The organism is Micromonospora musae, assembly GCF_003626545.1.
Taxonomy (GTDB): domain Bacteria; phylum Actinomycetota; class Actinomycetes; order Mycobacteriales; family Micromonosporaceae; genus Micromonospora; species Micromonospora musae.
The window spans coordinates 1-14,672 of the sequence record NZ_RAZS01000020.1 but is presented as its reverse complement, the minus strand read 5'-3'; the positions used below and the strand labels follow the sequence as shown (position 1 = coordinate 14,672).

13 protein-coding genes and 1 pseudogene are annotated in these 14,672 nt (G+C 73.3%); 5 read left to right on the top strand and 9 right to left on the bottom strand.

Annotated elements, in window-relative coordinates:
• Nucleotides 1-285: 285 nt before the first annotated feature.
• Nucleotides 286-1,107, top strand: a complete 822-nt coding sequence (locus D7147_RS31810) for an MmpS family transport accessory protein (RefSeq protein ID WP_120684395.1) — start codon at nt 286-288, stop codon at nt 1,105-1,107.
• Between the two features lie 31 nt (nt 1,108-1,138).
• Entirely contained in the window at nt 1,139-2,332 is a 1,194-nt protein-coding gene (locus tag D7147_RS31805; protein ID WP_120684393.1) for a pyridoxal phosphate-dependent aminotransferase, read from the top strand.
• 21 nt (nt 2,333-2,353) lie between these two features.
• Here D7147_RS31805 and D7147_RS31800 read toward each other — a convergent pair whose 3' ends face one another.
• Nucleotides 2,354-2,956, bottom strand: a complete 603-nt coding sequence (locus tag D7147_RS31800; protein WP_158609414.1) for a PadR family transcriptional regulator — start codon at nt 2,954-2,956, stop codon at nt 2,354-2,356.
• A 78-nt stretch (nt 2,957-3,034) separates the two neighbouring features.
• On the opposite strand from D7147_RS31800, the gene D7147_RS31795 reads away from it, so the two are divergent.
• The 3 genes from D7147_RS31795 (at nt 3,035) to D7147_RS31785 (ending at nt 9,558) form a co-directional block, all read left to right on the top strand.
• Nucleotides 3,035-5,866, top strand: a complete 2,832-nt coding sequence (locus tag D7147_RS31795; protein ID WP_147437487.1) for an FtsX-like permease family protein — start codon at nt 3,035-3,037, stop codon at nt 5,864-5,866.
• A gap of 3 nt (nt 5,867-5,869) precedes the next feature.
• Nucleotides 5,870-6,616, top strand: a complete 747-nt coding sequence (locus D7147_RS31790) for an ABC transporter ATP-binding protein (protein WP_120684387.1) — start codon at nt 5,870-5,872, stop codon at nt 6,614-6,616.
• Nucleotides 6,617-6,720: 104 nt separating this feature from the next.
• Nucleotides 6,721-9,558 carry an FtsX-like permease family protein gene (locus D7147_RS31785; protein WP_147437486.1) on the top strand — a complete coding sequence of 946 codons (2,838 nt, stop codon included), beginning with the start codon at nt 6,721-6,723 and terminating at the stop codon, nt 9,556-9,558.
• A 31-nt stretch (nt 9,559-9,589) separates the two neighbouring features.
• On the opposite strand, the gene glmM is transcribed toward D7147_RS31785, so the two are convergent.
• The 8 genes and pseudogenes from glmM to D7147_RS31745 all read right to left on the bottom strand — a co-directional run.
• Nucleotides 9,590-10,945, bottom strand: coding sequence for a phosphoglucosamine mutase (glmM, locus tag D7147_RS31780; RefSeq protein ID WP_120684383.1), 1,356 nt, complete (start codon nt 10,943-10,945; stop codon nt 9,590-9,592).
• Between the two features lie 116 nt (nt 10,946-11,061).
• Nucleotides 11,062-11,526 (bottom strand): 30S ribosomal protein S9, encoded by a 465-nt coding sequence (rpsI, locus tag D7147_RS31775; protein WP_076466623.1) that lies wholly within the window; start codon nt 11,524-11,526, stop codon nt 11,062-11,064.
• A gap of 20 nt (nt 11,527-11,546) precedes the next feature.
• Nucleotides 11,547-11,990: a 50S ribosomal protein L13 gene (gene rplM / locus D7147_RS31770; RefSeq protein WP_018720634.1), complete on the bottom strand. Its 444-nt coding sequence runs from the start codon at nt 11,988-11,990 to the stop codon at nt 11,547-11,549.
• A 264-nt stretch (nt 11,991-12,254) separates the two neighbouring features.
• Nucleotides 12,255-12,548 carry a hypothetical protein gene (locus D7147_RS31765; RefSeq protein WP_120684381.1) on the bottom strand — a complete coding sequence of 98 codons (294 nt, stop codon included), beginning with the start codon at nt 12,546-12,548 and terminating at the stop codon, nt 12,255-12,257.
• The gene (locus tag D7147_RS31760) at nt 12,538-12,795 is read right to left on the bottom strand and encodes a DUF6364 family protein (RefSeq protein WP_120684379.1); all 258 of its coding nucleotides are present in this window, start codon (nt 12,793-12,795) and stop codon (nt 12,538-12,540) included. Before D7147_RS31760 ends, D7147_RS31765 begins: the two co-directional genes overlap by 11 nt.
• Before the next feature lie 180 nt (nt 12,796-12,975).
• Nucleotides 12,976-13,671 carry a class I SAM-dependent methyltransferase gene (locus D7147_RS31755; RefSeq protein WP_120684377.1) on the bottom strand — a complete coding sequence of 232 codons (696 nt, stop codon included), beginning with the start codon at nt 13,669-13,671 and terminating at the stop codon, nt 12,976-12,978.
• A 283-nt stretch (nt 13,672-13,954) separates the two neighbouring features.
• Nucleotides 13,955-14,578 (bottom strand): GTP-binding protein, encoded by a 624-nt coding sequence (locus D7147_RS31750; protein ID WP_120684375.1) that lies wholly within the window; start codon nt 14,576-14,578, stop codon nt 13,955-13,957.
• Nucleotides 14,559-14,672 (bottom strand): annotated as a pseudogene (locus D7147_RS31745) (DUF742 domain-containing protein); the annotation flags it as partial. The pseudogene D7147_RS31745 and the gene D7147_RS31750, both read right to left, overlap by 20 nt.

Below are 14,672 nucleotides of genomic sequence, written 5' to 3'. Positions count from 1 at the left end.
GAGGCCGGGAGGCCGGGAGGCCGGGAGGCCGGGAGGCCGGGAGGCCGGGAGGCCGGGAGGCCGGGAGGCCGGGAGGCCGGGAGGCCGGGAGGCCGGGAGGCCGGGAGGCCGGGAGGCCGGGAGGCCGAGGGCCGGGAGGCCGGGGGCCGGGAGGCCGGGGGCTCCAGCGCGGTCGACACCCCGCCGCCGGCGAGCCGGGCCGGGGAGGGCCGCACCGGGCGGTCGGGCGGTCCGTAGGCTGGCGGGCCCCGACCGACGCGCTCGCCCACGCGAACTGGAGTACCCATGTCCGACGGGCCGCCGCCCTCCGATCCGTCGCCACCCGCTCCGCAACCCGAGCCCCAACCCTGGGCGCCACTCGATCCGGCATCGGCCGGGGAGAACACGGCGCGGCCGGATCTCTGGCTCGCAACCCCACTCCATTCGCCCGCTCCGACGGCCGACGCGACGTCGGCGCCGATCGTCGATCTCGGCGGCGGCGTCGCGTACCCGGTCACCGGTGACGCACGGCCCCGCGCGCGGCGGGGCCGGCGGCTCGTCGGCGCGCTCCTCGCCGGGGCGCTCCTGCTCGTCGGCGGCGTCGCACTCGGTGCGCGCCTCTTCGACCCGCCCGCGGACCACGCCCAGGCCGACCCGTTCGCCGACGACCTGTCGGCGGAGAGCGGGGACGGCGACACGGCCACGGACGGCGGGGACGGCGACACGGCCGCGGACGGCGAGGACGGCGACACGGCCACGGACGGCGAAGACGGCGACACGGCCACGGACGCCACCTCGGCGCCGACCCCCTCGGCCAGCCCCGCCACCACCCCGTCCGGCGGTCCCGGCCTGATCTCGGTGGTCTACGAGGTGACCGGCCGCGGGCGGGCCGACATCCTGTACTACGACGCGAACGGCGTCCCCGTCTGGTTGGACGCGAGGTCGTTGCCCTGGCGCAGGAGCATCCGTACCGATCATCGCGACCAGGTGGTGTTGCAGGCCAGCCGGATCGCCGGCACCGGGGACACGCTCACCTGCTCGGTCCGGGTCGACGGTGGCGCCCCGATCACCGAGAAGGTGGGGGTCGCGGGCTCGCGGGCCAGCTGCTCCGGTGGAGCGGTCGGTTGAGCCGCGGCCGGGAAGTCGTAGGCTGGCGGGCGTGACGACGACCGCCGATGTCGATCCGCTGGTGGCCCGGATGCGGCCGTTCGGCACGACCATCTTCGCCGAGATGTCCGCGCTCGCCGTACGCACCGGCGCGGTCAACCTGGGCCAGGGCTTCCCGGACACCGACGGCCCGCCGGAGATGCTCGCCGCCGCCGCCGAGGCGCTGCGCTCCGGGCAGAACCAGTACCCGCCGGGCCCGGGCATCCCCGCCCTACGCGCGGCGGTGGCGGCCCATCAGCGCCGGTTCTGGGGGCTGGAGTACGACCCGGACGGCGAGGTCGTGGTGACCGCGGGCGCCACCGAGGCGGTCGCCGCCGCGATCCTCGCCCTCTGCGAGCCGGGCGACGAGGTGGTCTGCTTCGAGCCGTACTACGACTCGTACGCCGCCTCCATCGCCCTGGCCGGCGCGGTCCGCCGCCCGGTGACGTTGCGCCCGGTCGACAATGGCCGGTACGCCTTCGACCCGGAGGCGCTGCGCGCGGCGTTCGGGCCGCGGACCCGGCTGGTGCTGCTGAACTCGCCGCACAACCCGACCGGGAAGGTCTTCACTCCGGCCGAGCTGGCGCTCGTCGCCGAGCTGTGCCAGGAGCACGACGCGTACGCGGTGACCGACGAGGTCTACGAGCACCTGGTCTTCACCGACGCCTCCGCCCCGCACCTGCCCCTCGCCACGCTGCCGGGTATGCGGGAACGCACCCTGCGGATCTCCTCCGCCGGCAAGACGTTCTCCTGCACCGGGTGGAAGATCGGCTGGGCGAGCGGACCGGCGCGGCTGGTCTCCGCGCTGCTCCGGGTGAAGCAGTTCCTCACCTTCGTCAACGCAGCGCCGCTGCAGCCTGCGGCGGCGGTGGCGCTGGGCCTGCCGGACGAGTACTTCAGCGGGTTCCGGGCCGGGCTGCAGGCGCGGCGAGACCAGCTGGTCGAGGGCCTGAACGACGCCGGCTTCGACGTGCTCGCCCCGGAGGGCACGTACTTCGTCACCGCCGACGTCACGTCGCTCGGCGGCCGGGACGGGGTGGAGTTCTGCCGTTCGCTGCCGCAGCGGTGCGGGGTGGTCGCGGTGCCGACCCAGGTCTTCTACGACGACGCCGAGGCCGGGCGGCGGCTGGTCCGCTTCGCCTTCTGCAAACGGCCCGAGGTGCTGACCGAGGCGGTCACCCGCCTGCGCCGACTCGCCGCGGGCTGACCTCCGGACGGCCGGGCCGGGTCACCCGGCGATCCGGGTCGGGCCCGCCCCCTCCTCGGAGGGCTTCACCGGACGGGCCGCCGCCATCGTGGAGAGCACCGAACCGCCGTCGGCGAGCAGCACCGACTCCGCGTCGTCGATGAAGGCGAGATCGGCCTCGACGTGTCGACACGCGGCGGCGAGCAGCAACCCGACCACCGGGTCGCCGGCCGTACGCCGCAGACCGTCGAGGTTGCGCAGCTCCCGCAGCAGGTGCCCGCGCTGGCTGCCGAGGACCGTCCGTACGGTCTGCGCGGCGCCGGAGCGGGCGGCGGCGGTCACCTTCAGGAAGAAGTCGTCCCGGAACCCACCGCTGCGCGGACTCGGCTCGCCGAGCCAGCGGTCCAGCTCGACGCGCCCGGCGTCGGTTATCTCGTAGACCACCCGGTCCGGCTTGGTGGGCTGCTCCTCACGGTGCGCGACCACCAACGCGTCCCGCGACAAGCGGTCGAGGATCTGGTAGAGGTGCCCGATGTTCAACGGGCCCCACTGTGGACCGACGGAGTTCTCGAACTCGCCCTTCAGCTCATAGCCGTAGCTGGGCCCGCCGGCCAGCAACGCCAGGACAGCGTGCTGGATCGCCATCATCCCCTCCAATTCCGGTCTTGCATTGTGACAATGTAACGCGCAGAGTGATGGGCAGCACAACGGGGAGGCGCGAACATGCTCAGGTTCATCTGGGGTCAGCTTCGCGGCCGTGCGGGACGGTCGGTGGCGCTCATGGTCGGCGTGCTCGTGGCGACGACCGGGTTCGTGGTGCTCACGGGCGCCACCACCACCTCCCGTCTCGACGTCACCGGCACCGTCGAGCGCAACACCCGCGTCGCCTACGACATCCTCGTCCGGCCTCAGGGGACACGCACCCCCCTGGAGGCCGAGCGCGGACTGGTCCGTCCGAACTACCTCTCCGGCCACTTCGGCGGCATCACGACGCAGCAGTACGAGCAGGTCAAGGCCGTCCCCGGCATCGACGTGGCAGCGCCGATCGCGATGCTCGGCTACTCGACCACCCTGGTGCCGACCCCACTGGACCTCACCGACGCCGTCGACCGGTCACTGGATCGGCAGGTGATCCGGGTCGATCCGACCTTCGTGGCCGAGCGCGGGCTCTCCACCGCGCCCGGCAAGCCCCGCTACGTGTACGTGACCAAGCACCCGCTGATCTATCCCCGGCTCGACCCGCCGTTCGACAGCGACGCGGTCCCGTACTCCGACGGCCGCTCGTACTCCGCGGAGGCGAGCTGCGGACTCGTTCCCCGTGAGGTGCTGCCGAACGGGCGCAGCCTTGCCGTCTGCGACCCGCGATTCGCCCTGCTGGGAAGCCCCAGCACCTACTCCGAGCGTGCGGAGTGGACCGTCGACGCGGTACGTCTGCTGCCGGACGGCCGCTTCGAGAGCATGCCGGGCGTGCTGGTGACCGGAGGGTCCGGCCCGTCACCGGCCGTCTCCGACCGGCTGCGCATGGCGTACGACCTGACCGTGCCGTTCCTGCTCGCCGCGGTGGACCCGGCAGCCGAGGAGCGGTTGGTCGGCCTCGGTGGTGCCGTGATCGAGGGACGAGTCGTCGGCCCGCACGACACGGTCGACGTCAAGCGCCTCGGCACCGCGGTCACCCTCGCCACCCCGGTGCTCGTCACGAGTCGGCCCTTCTTCGACGCGGCACTGGCGGCCCGGCTCACCCGGCTGCCCGGGGTCAGTCCGGCCGGCGTGTCGGTCATCGACCTGGAGCACACGCTGGGCCGCGCCAGCGGGATCGCGGCCGGATCGGACCGGTACGACGTCGCCGCCGGCTATCGGGCGAAGCTCGCCGAAGGGCTCTCCGAGACCGGCTGCTGTTACGGGCAGCTGCAGGCCATCGTGCAGTCCGGTGACGTGCAGTACGAGCGTCGGCCCGACGGCACACTACGCGCGCGCCCGCAGCCACCCGCCGAACCCACGGCCTACGGCGACGAGACCACCGCCAGTCCACTCCCCCGGCCCTGGCTCTCCGAGGACCAGCCCACCCGAGCGGTACGCCGGTTACCGCTGCCCGACGGCGGCAACGCGCCCCAGCGTTACTGGCGTGCGGTCGGTGTCTTCGACCCGGGCAAGTTGGCCGGGTTCAGCGACGTCGGCAGGGTGCCCCTGGAGACCTATCAGGCGCCGGTGGCACAAGGGGCCGACGACGAGAGCCGGGCCGCGTTGGGCGGGCAGCCCCTGGAGCCGAGTGGCAACCCGGCCGGCTACCTCGCCGCCCCTCCGCTGCTGCTCACCAACCTCGGCAGCGTGCCGACGCTCCTGAAGGGCGGCCCTGTCCCGCAGGTCGAGGCACCGATCAGCGCCATCCGCGTCCGGGTCGCCGACGTGTCGGGCTACAACGAACGCTCCGCCGAACGCGTCCGGCTGATCGCCGAGCAGATCGCCAGGACGACCGGCCTGGACGTCGACATCACCCTCGGCTCCTCACCCGCGCCGCAGATCGTGGAACTGCCCTCCGGATCGTTCGGACGGCCCCTGCTGCGGTTGACCGAGCACTGGTCGGCGCTCGGCGTGGCGTCGGTCATCGCGCAGGCGGTGGACCGCAAGAGCGTGGTGCTCTTCTTCCTGGTGCTGGTGGTCTGCGCGCTGTTCCTCGGCAACGCGGTCAGCGCTGCGGTCCGGGACCGCAGGCCGGAGTTGGCGGTGCTCGCCTGTCTCGGCTGGCCGGTCCGCCGGATCGGCGCACTGATCCTCGGCGAGGTCGCCGTGCTCGGGCTCACGGCGGGCCTGCTCTCGCTGGCCCTCGCGGTGCCGATCGGTACCGCGCTCGGCATCGACGTGGACTGGTGGCGGGCCGCGCTGGCCGTGCCCGTGGCGCTGCTCCTCGCCCTGGCCGCGGGAGTGGTGCCGGCGCTGCGGGCGGCGCGCGCCCACCCGGCCGGCGCGCTCCGCCCGGTGGTGGCGGGCGCTCGCTGGGTACGCCGCCCGCGCACCCTCGCCGGCGTCGCCCTGGCCAATCTGCTCCGGACCCCCGGACGGACGCTTCTGGGAGCCGGTGCCCTGGCGATCGGGGTGGCCGCGCTGACGCTGGTCGCCGCCGCCGCGTACGCCTTCCGCGGGGCGATCGTCGGCAGCCTGCTCGGCGACGTGGTCTCGCTGAGCGTGCGCGGTGCGGACGCGGCGGCGGCTGCGGCCACGGTGTTGCTCGGCGCCGCGGCGGTGGCGGACGTGCTCTACCTCAACATCCGCGACCGGGCCGCCGAACTGGCCACGTTGCGCGCGGTCGGGTGGACCGACGCTGCGCTCGCCCGGCTGATCGGCTATGAGGGGCTGGCGTTGGGTGTCGCGGGCGCGGTGACCGGGGCGGCGGTGGGGCTGGGCGGGGCGGCCTGGATGGTCGGCGACCTTCCCGCCGCGCTGGTCCTGGTCGCGGTGCTGGTCGCAATGGCCGGAGTACTGGTGACGACCGTCGCCGCCCTGGTGCCCACCACCCTGTTGCGCCGCCTGCGTACGGCGCGCCTACTGGCAGAGGAGTAGACGATGAGCGAGCAGACCGGCAGCACCGTCTCGGTGGAGCGCCTGGCCCGGCGGTTCGGCAGCGGGGCGGAGCAGATCACGGCGGTCGACGACGTCTCGTTGACGATCGCGGCGGGTTCGGTGGTGGCGCTGACCGGGCCCAGCGGGTCGGGCAAGTCGACGCTGCTGCACCTGATCGGCGCGATCGAGCAGCCCGACGAGGGGACCATCACCGTCGACGGAGTGGAGATCAGCGGCCTGCGCCGGGCAGGTCTGGCGCGTTACCGGCAGCGGGTGGGCTTCGTCTTCCAGCGCTACCACCTGCTCCCCGCGCTCACCGTGCTGGACAACGTGCTCGCGCCCGTGCTGCCTCGTCGCGGTCGTACCGACCACCTGGCCCAGGCCCGGGAACTGCTCGACGCCGTCGGCCTCGCCGAGCGGGAACGGGCCCTGCCGGCACAGCTCTCCGGCGGCCAGCAGCAGCGGGTCGCCATCGCCCGCGCGCTGATGGGCGGTCCCGGCCTGCTCCTCGCCGACGAGCCCACCGGCAACCTCGACTCGACCACCGGCGCGCAGATCCTCGACCTCCTGCTCGGCCTGCGCGACCGGCACGGCATGACGATCGTGCTCGCCACCCACGAGCGGGCCATCGCCGCCCGCTGCGACCGGCTGATCCGGCTCGGCGACGGTCGGGTGGTCGAGGACCTCGACCTCACCGAGGGAGAGGAGCCGGCGGAGACCTTCGACCGGGCCGCCCGGCTGCGGCTCTGAGGCGGCGGGCGGCTCGGCTGCGGCTCTGAGGCGGCGGGCGGCCCGTCAGGGCGGCTCTCCAACCCGGAAGCGGGACCTGCGACCTGACGGAGAGGCGGGACGCGATGCTCGGATTCATCTGGCGCCAGCTACGCGGGCGAGCCGGACGGTCGATAGCCCTGGCGACCGGAGTGCTGGTGGCGACCACCGGCTTCATCGTGCTCACCGGCGCCACCACGGCGTCCCGGCTCCAGGTGATCGGCACGGTCGAACGGGACAGCGCGGCCGCGTACGACGTCCTGGTCCGGCCGAAGGGGAGCCGCACCGCGCAGGAGGCGGCGCGGGGACGGGTGCAGCCCAACTACCTCTCCGGGCTCTTCGGCGGCATCAGCCCGGCGCAGTACCGGCAGGTCGCCGCCGTCGACGGGGTGGAGGTCGCGGCGCCGATCGCGATGCTCGGTCACTCGATCCGGTGGGTGCCGGTGGAGGTCGACCTCACCGCCGCTGTGGACCGTGACGCCGACCGCCAGGTGATCCGCATCGACCCGACCTTCAGCGCCGAACGCGGGCTGTCCCGCGCGGCGGCCCGCCCGCTCTACGTCTACGTCACCCGCAACGAGGTGGCCCAACCGGTCGGGCCGATAGATTCCCTCACCGGTCCCGTCCCGCACACCAACGGCAGGTCCTATCCGCTCGCCCACTGCGACGGCGCGATCTCCGGAGGCGCCCTGGAGGTCCTTCCCGACGGCCGTACGGAGCCGATCTGCGGAATACCCCAACCCGTCGGCGCGCCCGGCAGCTCGCGATCGGAGCTGGAGAACACCGGATTCTGGACGTTCCAGCTCCGCCCCGACGGGCGGTTCGCGGACGTGGAGATGGCGTACGACGGAGAAGTGCCGACGGGAACGTTCCGCCCGCGCGTGCGGGACCGCCTGACGGTACCCGTCTCGGCGCACGTGCCGTTCCTGCTCGCGGCCGTCGATCCGCCGGCCGAGGAGCGGCTCGTGGGGCTCAGCAGCGCCGTGGTGCAGGGCCGGGCACTGCGCCCGGACGACCTGCCGAGGGACCTGCCCGGGATACAGAACCGGCAGTTCCCGGTGCTGGCGACGAGCCGGCCGTACGTCGACGGCAACATCTCGGTGGCCTTCACCCGGCTCCGTCCCGATCGGGTGGCCGGCCTCTCCGAGACGGCGGTGAGCAGAGCGTTGGAGGCCGCCGAGGCGATCCCGGCCGGATCCGTCCGGCTGGACGTCGCGGCCGCCCAGGAGGCGCAGTTGGCGAAGGCGCTCCGGGACAGTGGCAGTTGCTGCTTCGGCGAGCTGCGGTCGGTGCTGCAGGCGGGCCCGCCCGGCTACGAGGAGCTGCCCGACGGCACGCTGCGGGCCCGCGCAGTCGACCCCGATCCCGGCGTGTACGGGGAGGCCCGCGAACGCGACATGCCCGTGCCCTGGCTCGGGGCGGACACGTCGTTCCGCACGCTGCACAGGCTGGAGACGCGTGGGCTCGGCGGGCGGAAGATGCCGGGATGGGAGCCCGTCGGCGTCTTCGACCCCGAGCGGCTGACCCGGTTCGGCGACCTGTCCCGGGTGCCGTTGGAGACGTACGAGCCGCCGACGGCCGAGGGAGCGGACGAGCCCAGCCGGACGGCCCTCGGCGATCAGCCGTTGTTCCCCGGCGGAAACCCCGCCGGCTACCTGAGCACGCCCCCGTTCCTGCTGACCAACCTGGAGTCCCTGCCGAAGCTGTTGGAGGGGGCGCCCCGGGCGCAGCGCGACGCGCCGATCAGCGCCGTCCGGGTACGCGTCGAGGACGTCGACGGTTACAGCGAGCACTCCGCGGAACGGGTCCGTCTGGTGGCCGAGCAGATCGCCGAGGCCACCGGGCTGGACGTGGACATCACCCTCGGCTCCTCCCCCGCCCCGCAGACCGTCGAGCTGCCCGCCGGCTCCTTCGGCCGTCCCGAGCTGCGGCTGACCGAGAACTGGTCCGCCCTCGGGGTCGGGTCCGTCATCGTGCAGGCCGTCGACCGCAAGAGCGTGCTGCTCTTCCTGCTCGTACTGGTCGTGTGCGCGCTCTTCCTGGGCAACGCGGTGACCGCTGCGGTCCGGGACCGCAGGTCCGAGCTGGCGCTGCTCGCCTGCCTCGGCTGGTCGGCCCGGCGGATCAGCCTGCTCGTCCTCGGCGAGGTGGCCACCCTCGGCCTCGTCGCCGGGCTGCTCTCCGTCGCCCTGGCGACCCCGATCTCCGCCGCGCTCGGAATCGACGTCGGCTGGTGGCGGGCGCTGCTCGCCGTACCGGTGGCGCTGCTGCTGGCGCTGGTCGCCGGCCTGACCCCGGCGCTGCTTGCCAGTCGCGCGCATCCGGCCGCCGCGCTACGTCCCGCGGTGGCCGCCGTCCGCCGTGGTACCCGGCCCCGCACCCTGTTCCAGTTGGCCCTCACCAACCTCGCCCGTACGCCGGGGCGCACCCTGCTCGGTGCGGGTGCCCTGGCCATCGGCGTCGCGGCGCTGACCCTGGTCGGCACCGTCTCGTACGCCTTCCGCGGCGCGGTCGTCGGCAGCCTGCTGGGGGACGCGATCTCGCTCGACGTCCGCGGAGCGGACCTGATCGCCGCGGCGGCGACCATGCTGCTCGGCGCGGCCGCCGTGGCCGACGTGATCTACCTCGGGGTCCGCGACCGCGCTGCGGAGCTGGCCACGCTCCGCGCGATCGGCTGGACCGATGGGGCGCTCGCCCGGCTCATCGCCTACGAGGCGCTCGCGCTCGGAGCGCTGGGCGCCGGCAGCGGGGCCCTGCTGGGTCTGCTGGGCGCGGTGGGCCTCATCGGCGCGCTCCCCGCCGGTCTGCTGCTGGTGGCCGGTGTCACGGCGGTCGCCGGCATCGTCGTGAGCGGCCTGGCGGCGCTCCTGCCGGCGGCCCTGCTACGTCGACTGCCGGCCGCGCGGCTGCTCGCCGAGGAGTGACGAGCAGCCGGTGTGGCCCCTGCCGGACCGGTCAGGAGGCCGGACTGGCGGTGCGGACCTGCTCGGCGATGCGCTCGGCGACCGACCGGGCCGTCGCCTCGGTGGCGGCCTCGACCATCACCCGGACCAGCGGCTCGGTGCCGGAGGGGCGCAGGAGCACCCGGCCGGTGCCGCCCAGCTCGTTCTCGGCCCGCTCGACCTCGGCACGTACCGCCGGAGCGGCGGCGCCGACGGTGCGGTCGCCGACCGGCACGTTGATCAGCACCTGCGGCAGCTTGGTCACCACGGCGGCGAGCTCGGCCAGGGAACGCCCGGTGGCCGCCATCCGGGACATCAGGTGCAGGCCGGTCAGCACGCCGTCGCCGGTGGTCGCGTAGGCGGGCATGACGATGTGCCCGCTCTGCTCGCCGCCGAGGGCGAGCCCGGACGCGCGCAGCTCCTCCAGGACGTACCGGTCGCCGACCTTCGTCTCGACCAGCCGGATGCCCTCGGCGGACATCGCCAGCCGGAGCCCGAGGTTGCTCATCACGGTCGCGACGAGCGTGTCGTCGGTGAGCGCCCCGGCCTCCCGCATGGCGAGCGCGAGGATCGCCATGAGCTGGTCGCCGTCGACCTCGTCGCCGTCGGCGGTCACCGCCACACAGCGGTCGGCGTCGCCGTCGTGCGCGATGCCCAGGTGCGCGCCGTGCTCGACGACCGCGGCGCGCAACGCCTCGATGTGGTTGGAGCCGCACTCGTCGTTGATGTTGAGCCCGTCGGGCTCGGCGTGGATGGCGATCACCTCGGCGCCGGCCTCCCGGTACGCGACCGGGGCGACGTCGGCCGCCGCGCCGTTGGCGCAGTCGACCACGACCTTGATCCCGTCGAGCCGGTGCGGCACGGTCCCGACCAGGTGCTGCACGTAGTGGTCGGCCCCGTCGAGCAGGTCGTGCACCCGCCCGACGCCGGCACCGACCGGGCGGTCCCAGGCCGAGGTGGCGTTCGCCTCGATCGCCGCCTCGATCTTCATCTCCAGCTCGTCGGGGAGCTTGTGCCCGCCGGCGGCGAAGAGCTTGATCCCGTTGTCCGGCATCGGGTTGTGCGACGCGGAGAGCATCACGCCCAGGTCGGCCTTGGCCTCCGCGGTCAGGTACGCCACCGCCGGGGTGGGCAGCACCCCGACGCGGATCACCGTGGCACCGGCGCTGGTGAGGCCCGCGACGACGGCGGCCTCCAGCATCTCGCCGCTGGCCCGGGTGTCCCGCCCGACCACCGCGACCGGGGGATGACTCCGGTCGGTCTCGGCGAGTGTGTGCGCGGCGGCGACCGCCACGGCGAGCGCCAGCTCGGGTGTGAGATCCACGTTCGCGCGTCCGCGGACGCCGTCCGTACCGAACAACCGACCCATACCCGCCAAACCTCCGATGACGCGGTCGACAGAGAAGAAGCGAAACGGCCGGCCCCACCTCCCGTCGAAAGGAGGCGGACCGGCCGTCCGTCAGGCGTACAACGCGCTGGTGATGATCAGCGCTTCGAGTACTGAGGAGCCTTGCGGGCCTTCTTGAGGCCGTACTTCTTGCTCTCCTTGACCCGGGCGTCCCGGGTCAGGAAGCCGGCCTTCTTCAGCGCCGGGCGGTCGTCGGGCTCGTTGACGATCAGAGCCCGGGCGATGGCCAGGCGGAGCGCGCCGGCCTGACCGGTGATGCCGCCACCGCGCAGGTTGGCGATGACGTCGAACGCCTCCGGCTTCTCGGCGGTCACCAGCGGATCCTTGATCAGCTGCTGGTGGACCTTGCTCGGGAAGTAGGCCTCGAGGTCCCGGCCGTTGCAGGTGATCTTGCCGGTGCCCGGCACGATGCGAACCCGGACGATGGCCTCCTTGCGGCGGCCCACGGTCTGGATCGGGCGGTCACCACGAGGCGCGCGGGCGACGGGCGCCGGCGCCTCGGTGGCCTCGGGGGCGACCTCGGTGGCGGTGATGTCGGTCATGCTGATTCCTTCGCCCGCGCTCACTGCGCGATCTGCTTGATCTCGAACGGCACCGGCTGCTGGGCGCCGTGCGGGTGCTCGGCACCGGCGTAGACCTTCAGCTTCTTGATGAGCTTACGGCCGAGCTTGTTGTGCGGCAGCATCCCCTTGACAGCCAGCTCGATGGCCCGCTCGGGACGCTTGGTCAGCAGCTCGTCGTAGCCGACCTGCTTCAGACCACCCGGGTAACCGGAGTGGCGGTAGGCGATCTTCTGCTGACGCTTGTTGCCGGTCAGCGCCACCTTGCCCGCGTTCACGATGACGACGAAGTCGCCCGTGTCGACGTGCGGCGCGAAGGTCGGCTTGTGCTTGCCACGCAGCAACGTGGCGGCGTGGGTGGCCAGGCGGCCCAGCACGACATCAGAAGCGTCGATGACGTGCCACTGACGCTCGATCTCACCCGGCTTCGGGCTGTACGTACGCACAGGTCTACCTTGTCTCGTCGTCGGTCTGGGGTCGCGCGCCGGGTCACCAGGCGCGCACGAACGACCAAGCGTACCTGAAGCGGCACGCCTCTGGATGTCGTACAACAGCAGGCAACGATACCCGGAGCCCGGTCGGCTGGTCAAAGCGGGGTCCTGCCCGACGTGTCACCGGCGGAAGTCACGGCCCCCGGTCACGCTCGGCGGCCGGAGCAGCCGGGCCGGCGGGGAGCCTACCGGCCCCGGCCGGGCGCCGCCGAGCGGGGCTCAGAGCTGCTGCAGGATGCGCAGCGCCCGGCCGACCAGGTGCATCGTGTCGGCGTCGGCGACGTCCACGCACTCGGTGAACCACTTCTTCAGGGGCGAGGAGAGGCGGTCGGGCATCACCACGTACCCACCCATGGGCACGGCGAGCGGCGAGTCGCGCAGCAGCGCCTGCTCGACCACCTCGACCACGATCACGATGGGCACCTCGGTGGAGTTGTAGACGTCCGAGCTGATCACCAGCCCGAGCCGTTCCCGGGCACCCTCGATGCGCCAGACCTCTCCCCTACGCAGCACGCCGACGCCCGCGGAAGAGCAGGTCGTCGACCATGCCCACCTCGCGCGCGTCGGCGAGGGCGGCCGACTCGAGATCCATTCCGGCGCGGCCGACAGCGGCGGCGTGCGCGGCGAAGACCTCCCGGAGCGCCTTCTCCCGGGCGGCCTGGTCCATCCACGCGGAGAGCGACATGCCCTCGCGCCTGGCGAACCGGCGCGCCTCCTCGATCGTCTCGTCGGAGAACGACAGCGTCACCTTGGCGGTCATGCCGGGAAGATTACCCAGCGGTATGACCGCCAGTCATCCCCGCCGCCGTGAATCGGCAAACCGGCGATCGGTTCGTGTTTCGGGATGAATCGGTCCAACCCGGCCTCCGAGAACCTGGACGGGTCCCGTCGACGGTGATCGCGCCCCGATCAGGGCGCCCGGCGCCGGCCGCGGACGGGATCAGGGGCGGTGACCACCGAAGACGGCGAAGCGCCACTCCTTGAAGAAGCAGTCCACGTCGACGAGGCCGGCGTCGGTGAGCCAGCCGCACTGGTCGGCCACCGTCGCCGGCCGGTCGTGCCGCATCCGCTCCCGGGCGGCCGCGATCTCGTCGGCTGTCGCGCCGAGCTCGATGATCCGCGCCGTCCACACGTCGTCGTAGCGCCGGTCCAGCTCGGGCGTCGGGCCGGCAACCTGCTCGGCGTTGACGAAGACCCCACCCGGCACGAGCGCGTCCGCGGCCCGCCGGTAGAGCGTCCGCTTTCCGGCGTCGTCGAGGTGGTGGACGGCCAACGCGCTGACCACCGCGTCGTACCGGCCTGCGGGAAGTGGGTCAGCGAGGTCGGCGAGCACCGTGCGGTGCGGCACTCCGCGGGCCCGTAGCCGCTCCGCCCCGACCGCCAGCATCGCCGCAGCGGCGTCGACGAGGGTCAGCCGGACCCCGGGGACCGCCGCGGCGAGCAGCAGAGACAGCAGGCCGGTGCCCGCACCCAGGTCCAACACCTCGGGGGTACGCCCGGCGGCCAGCGCGGCCCGCAGGGGCGGCGCGGCCACCTCGACCGCGGTGCCGTAGAAGGCGTCGAAGCAGGGCACCAGCCGGCGACGCCCCTCGTCGTAGCTTCCCGCGACGGCGTCGAACGCGTCGGCGACGCTCATCCCTGCCTCCCAATCATTGGGAAATATCTCCCACATGATAGGCGGGACCGAGTCGGCGGGCCTGCCTGCGGTGCGCGGCCCCGGTGCGAGGTCGAGACGGTGCGGGCGCAGGCCGAAGCCGCCGACGGCGCGCTTGACCGGCGGTCGCCCGGCTCCGCGCCGCCCCGCGTCGCCCGGACGGCGTCGGGCGCGGCTACCACCTGCGCGTCGACCGCACGACCGATGCCCGGTCCGACGCGAGGCGTCGGACCGGGTGGGTCGTTCGGCGGAGGCGGATCGCGCCTCAGCCGACCGGCGTCGGGAAGCCCCGGCCGTGCTCGGCCTGCAGCCGCAGCATCGCGTGCTCGGTGACGGTGACCAGTACGTGCTTCACCGAGTCGCGTCGCCGGGCGTCGGTCATGATCAGCGGCACCTCGGGCGAGATCGCCAGCGCCTCGCGAATCTCCTCCAGCTCGTACCGGGGAGCGCCGTCGAAGCAGTTGAGCGCGACCACGTACGGCAGGTTGCGGTTCTCGAAATAGTCCAGCGGCGCGAACGCGTCGGTGATCCGTCGGGTGTCGACCAGCACGGCGGCACCCACCGCACCCCGGATGATCTCGTCCCACATGAACCAGAAACGGGTCTGTCCCGGCGTACCGAAGAGGTACAGGATCAGGTCCTGGGCCATGGTGATGCGGCCGAAGTCCATGGCGACCGTGGTGGTCTCCTTGCCCGGCACCTTGGACGGATCGTCGATGCCGACACCGGCCGCGGTCATCACCGCCTCGGTCCGCAGCGGGGTGATCTCCGAGATCGCGCCGACCAGTGTGGTCTTGCCGACCCCGAACCCGCCCGCGATGACGATCTTGGCGGAGACGATCCCGCGGCTCTGCTGCCCCCCGGCGGGGTCATAGCCTGCGAAGTCCACTTAGCACCCTTCCCAGCAGTTCCATCCGCTCCTCGAATCCCTCGACGGGAGCAGCAGTGTTTAGCGTCAGCAGGCCCTCGGTCACCATGTCGGC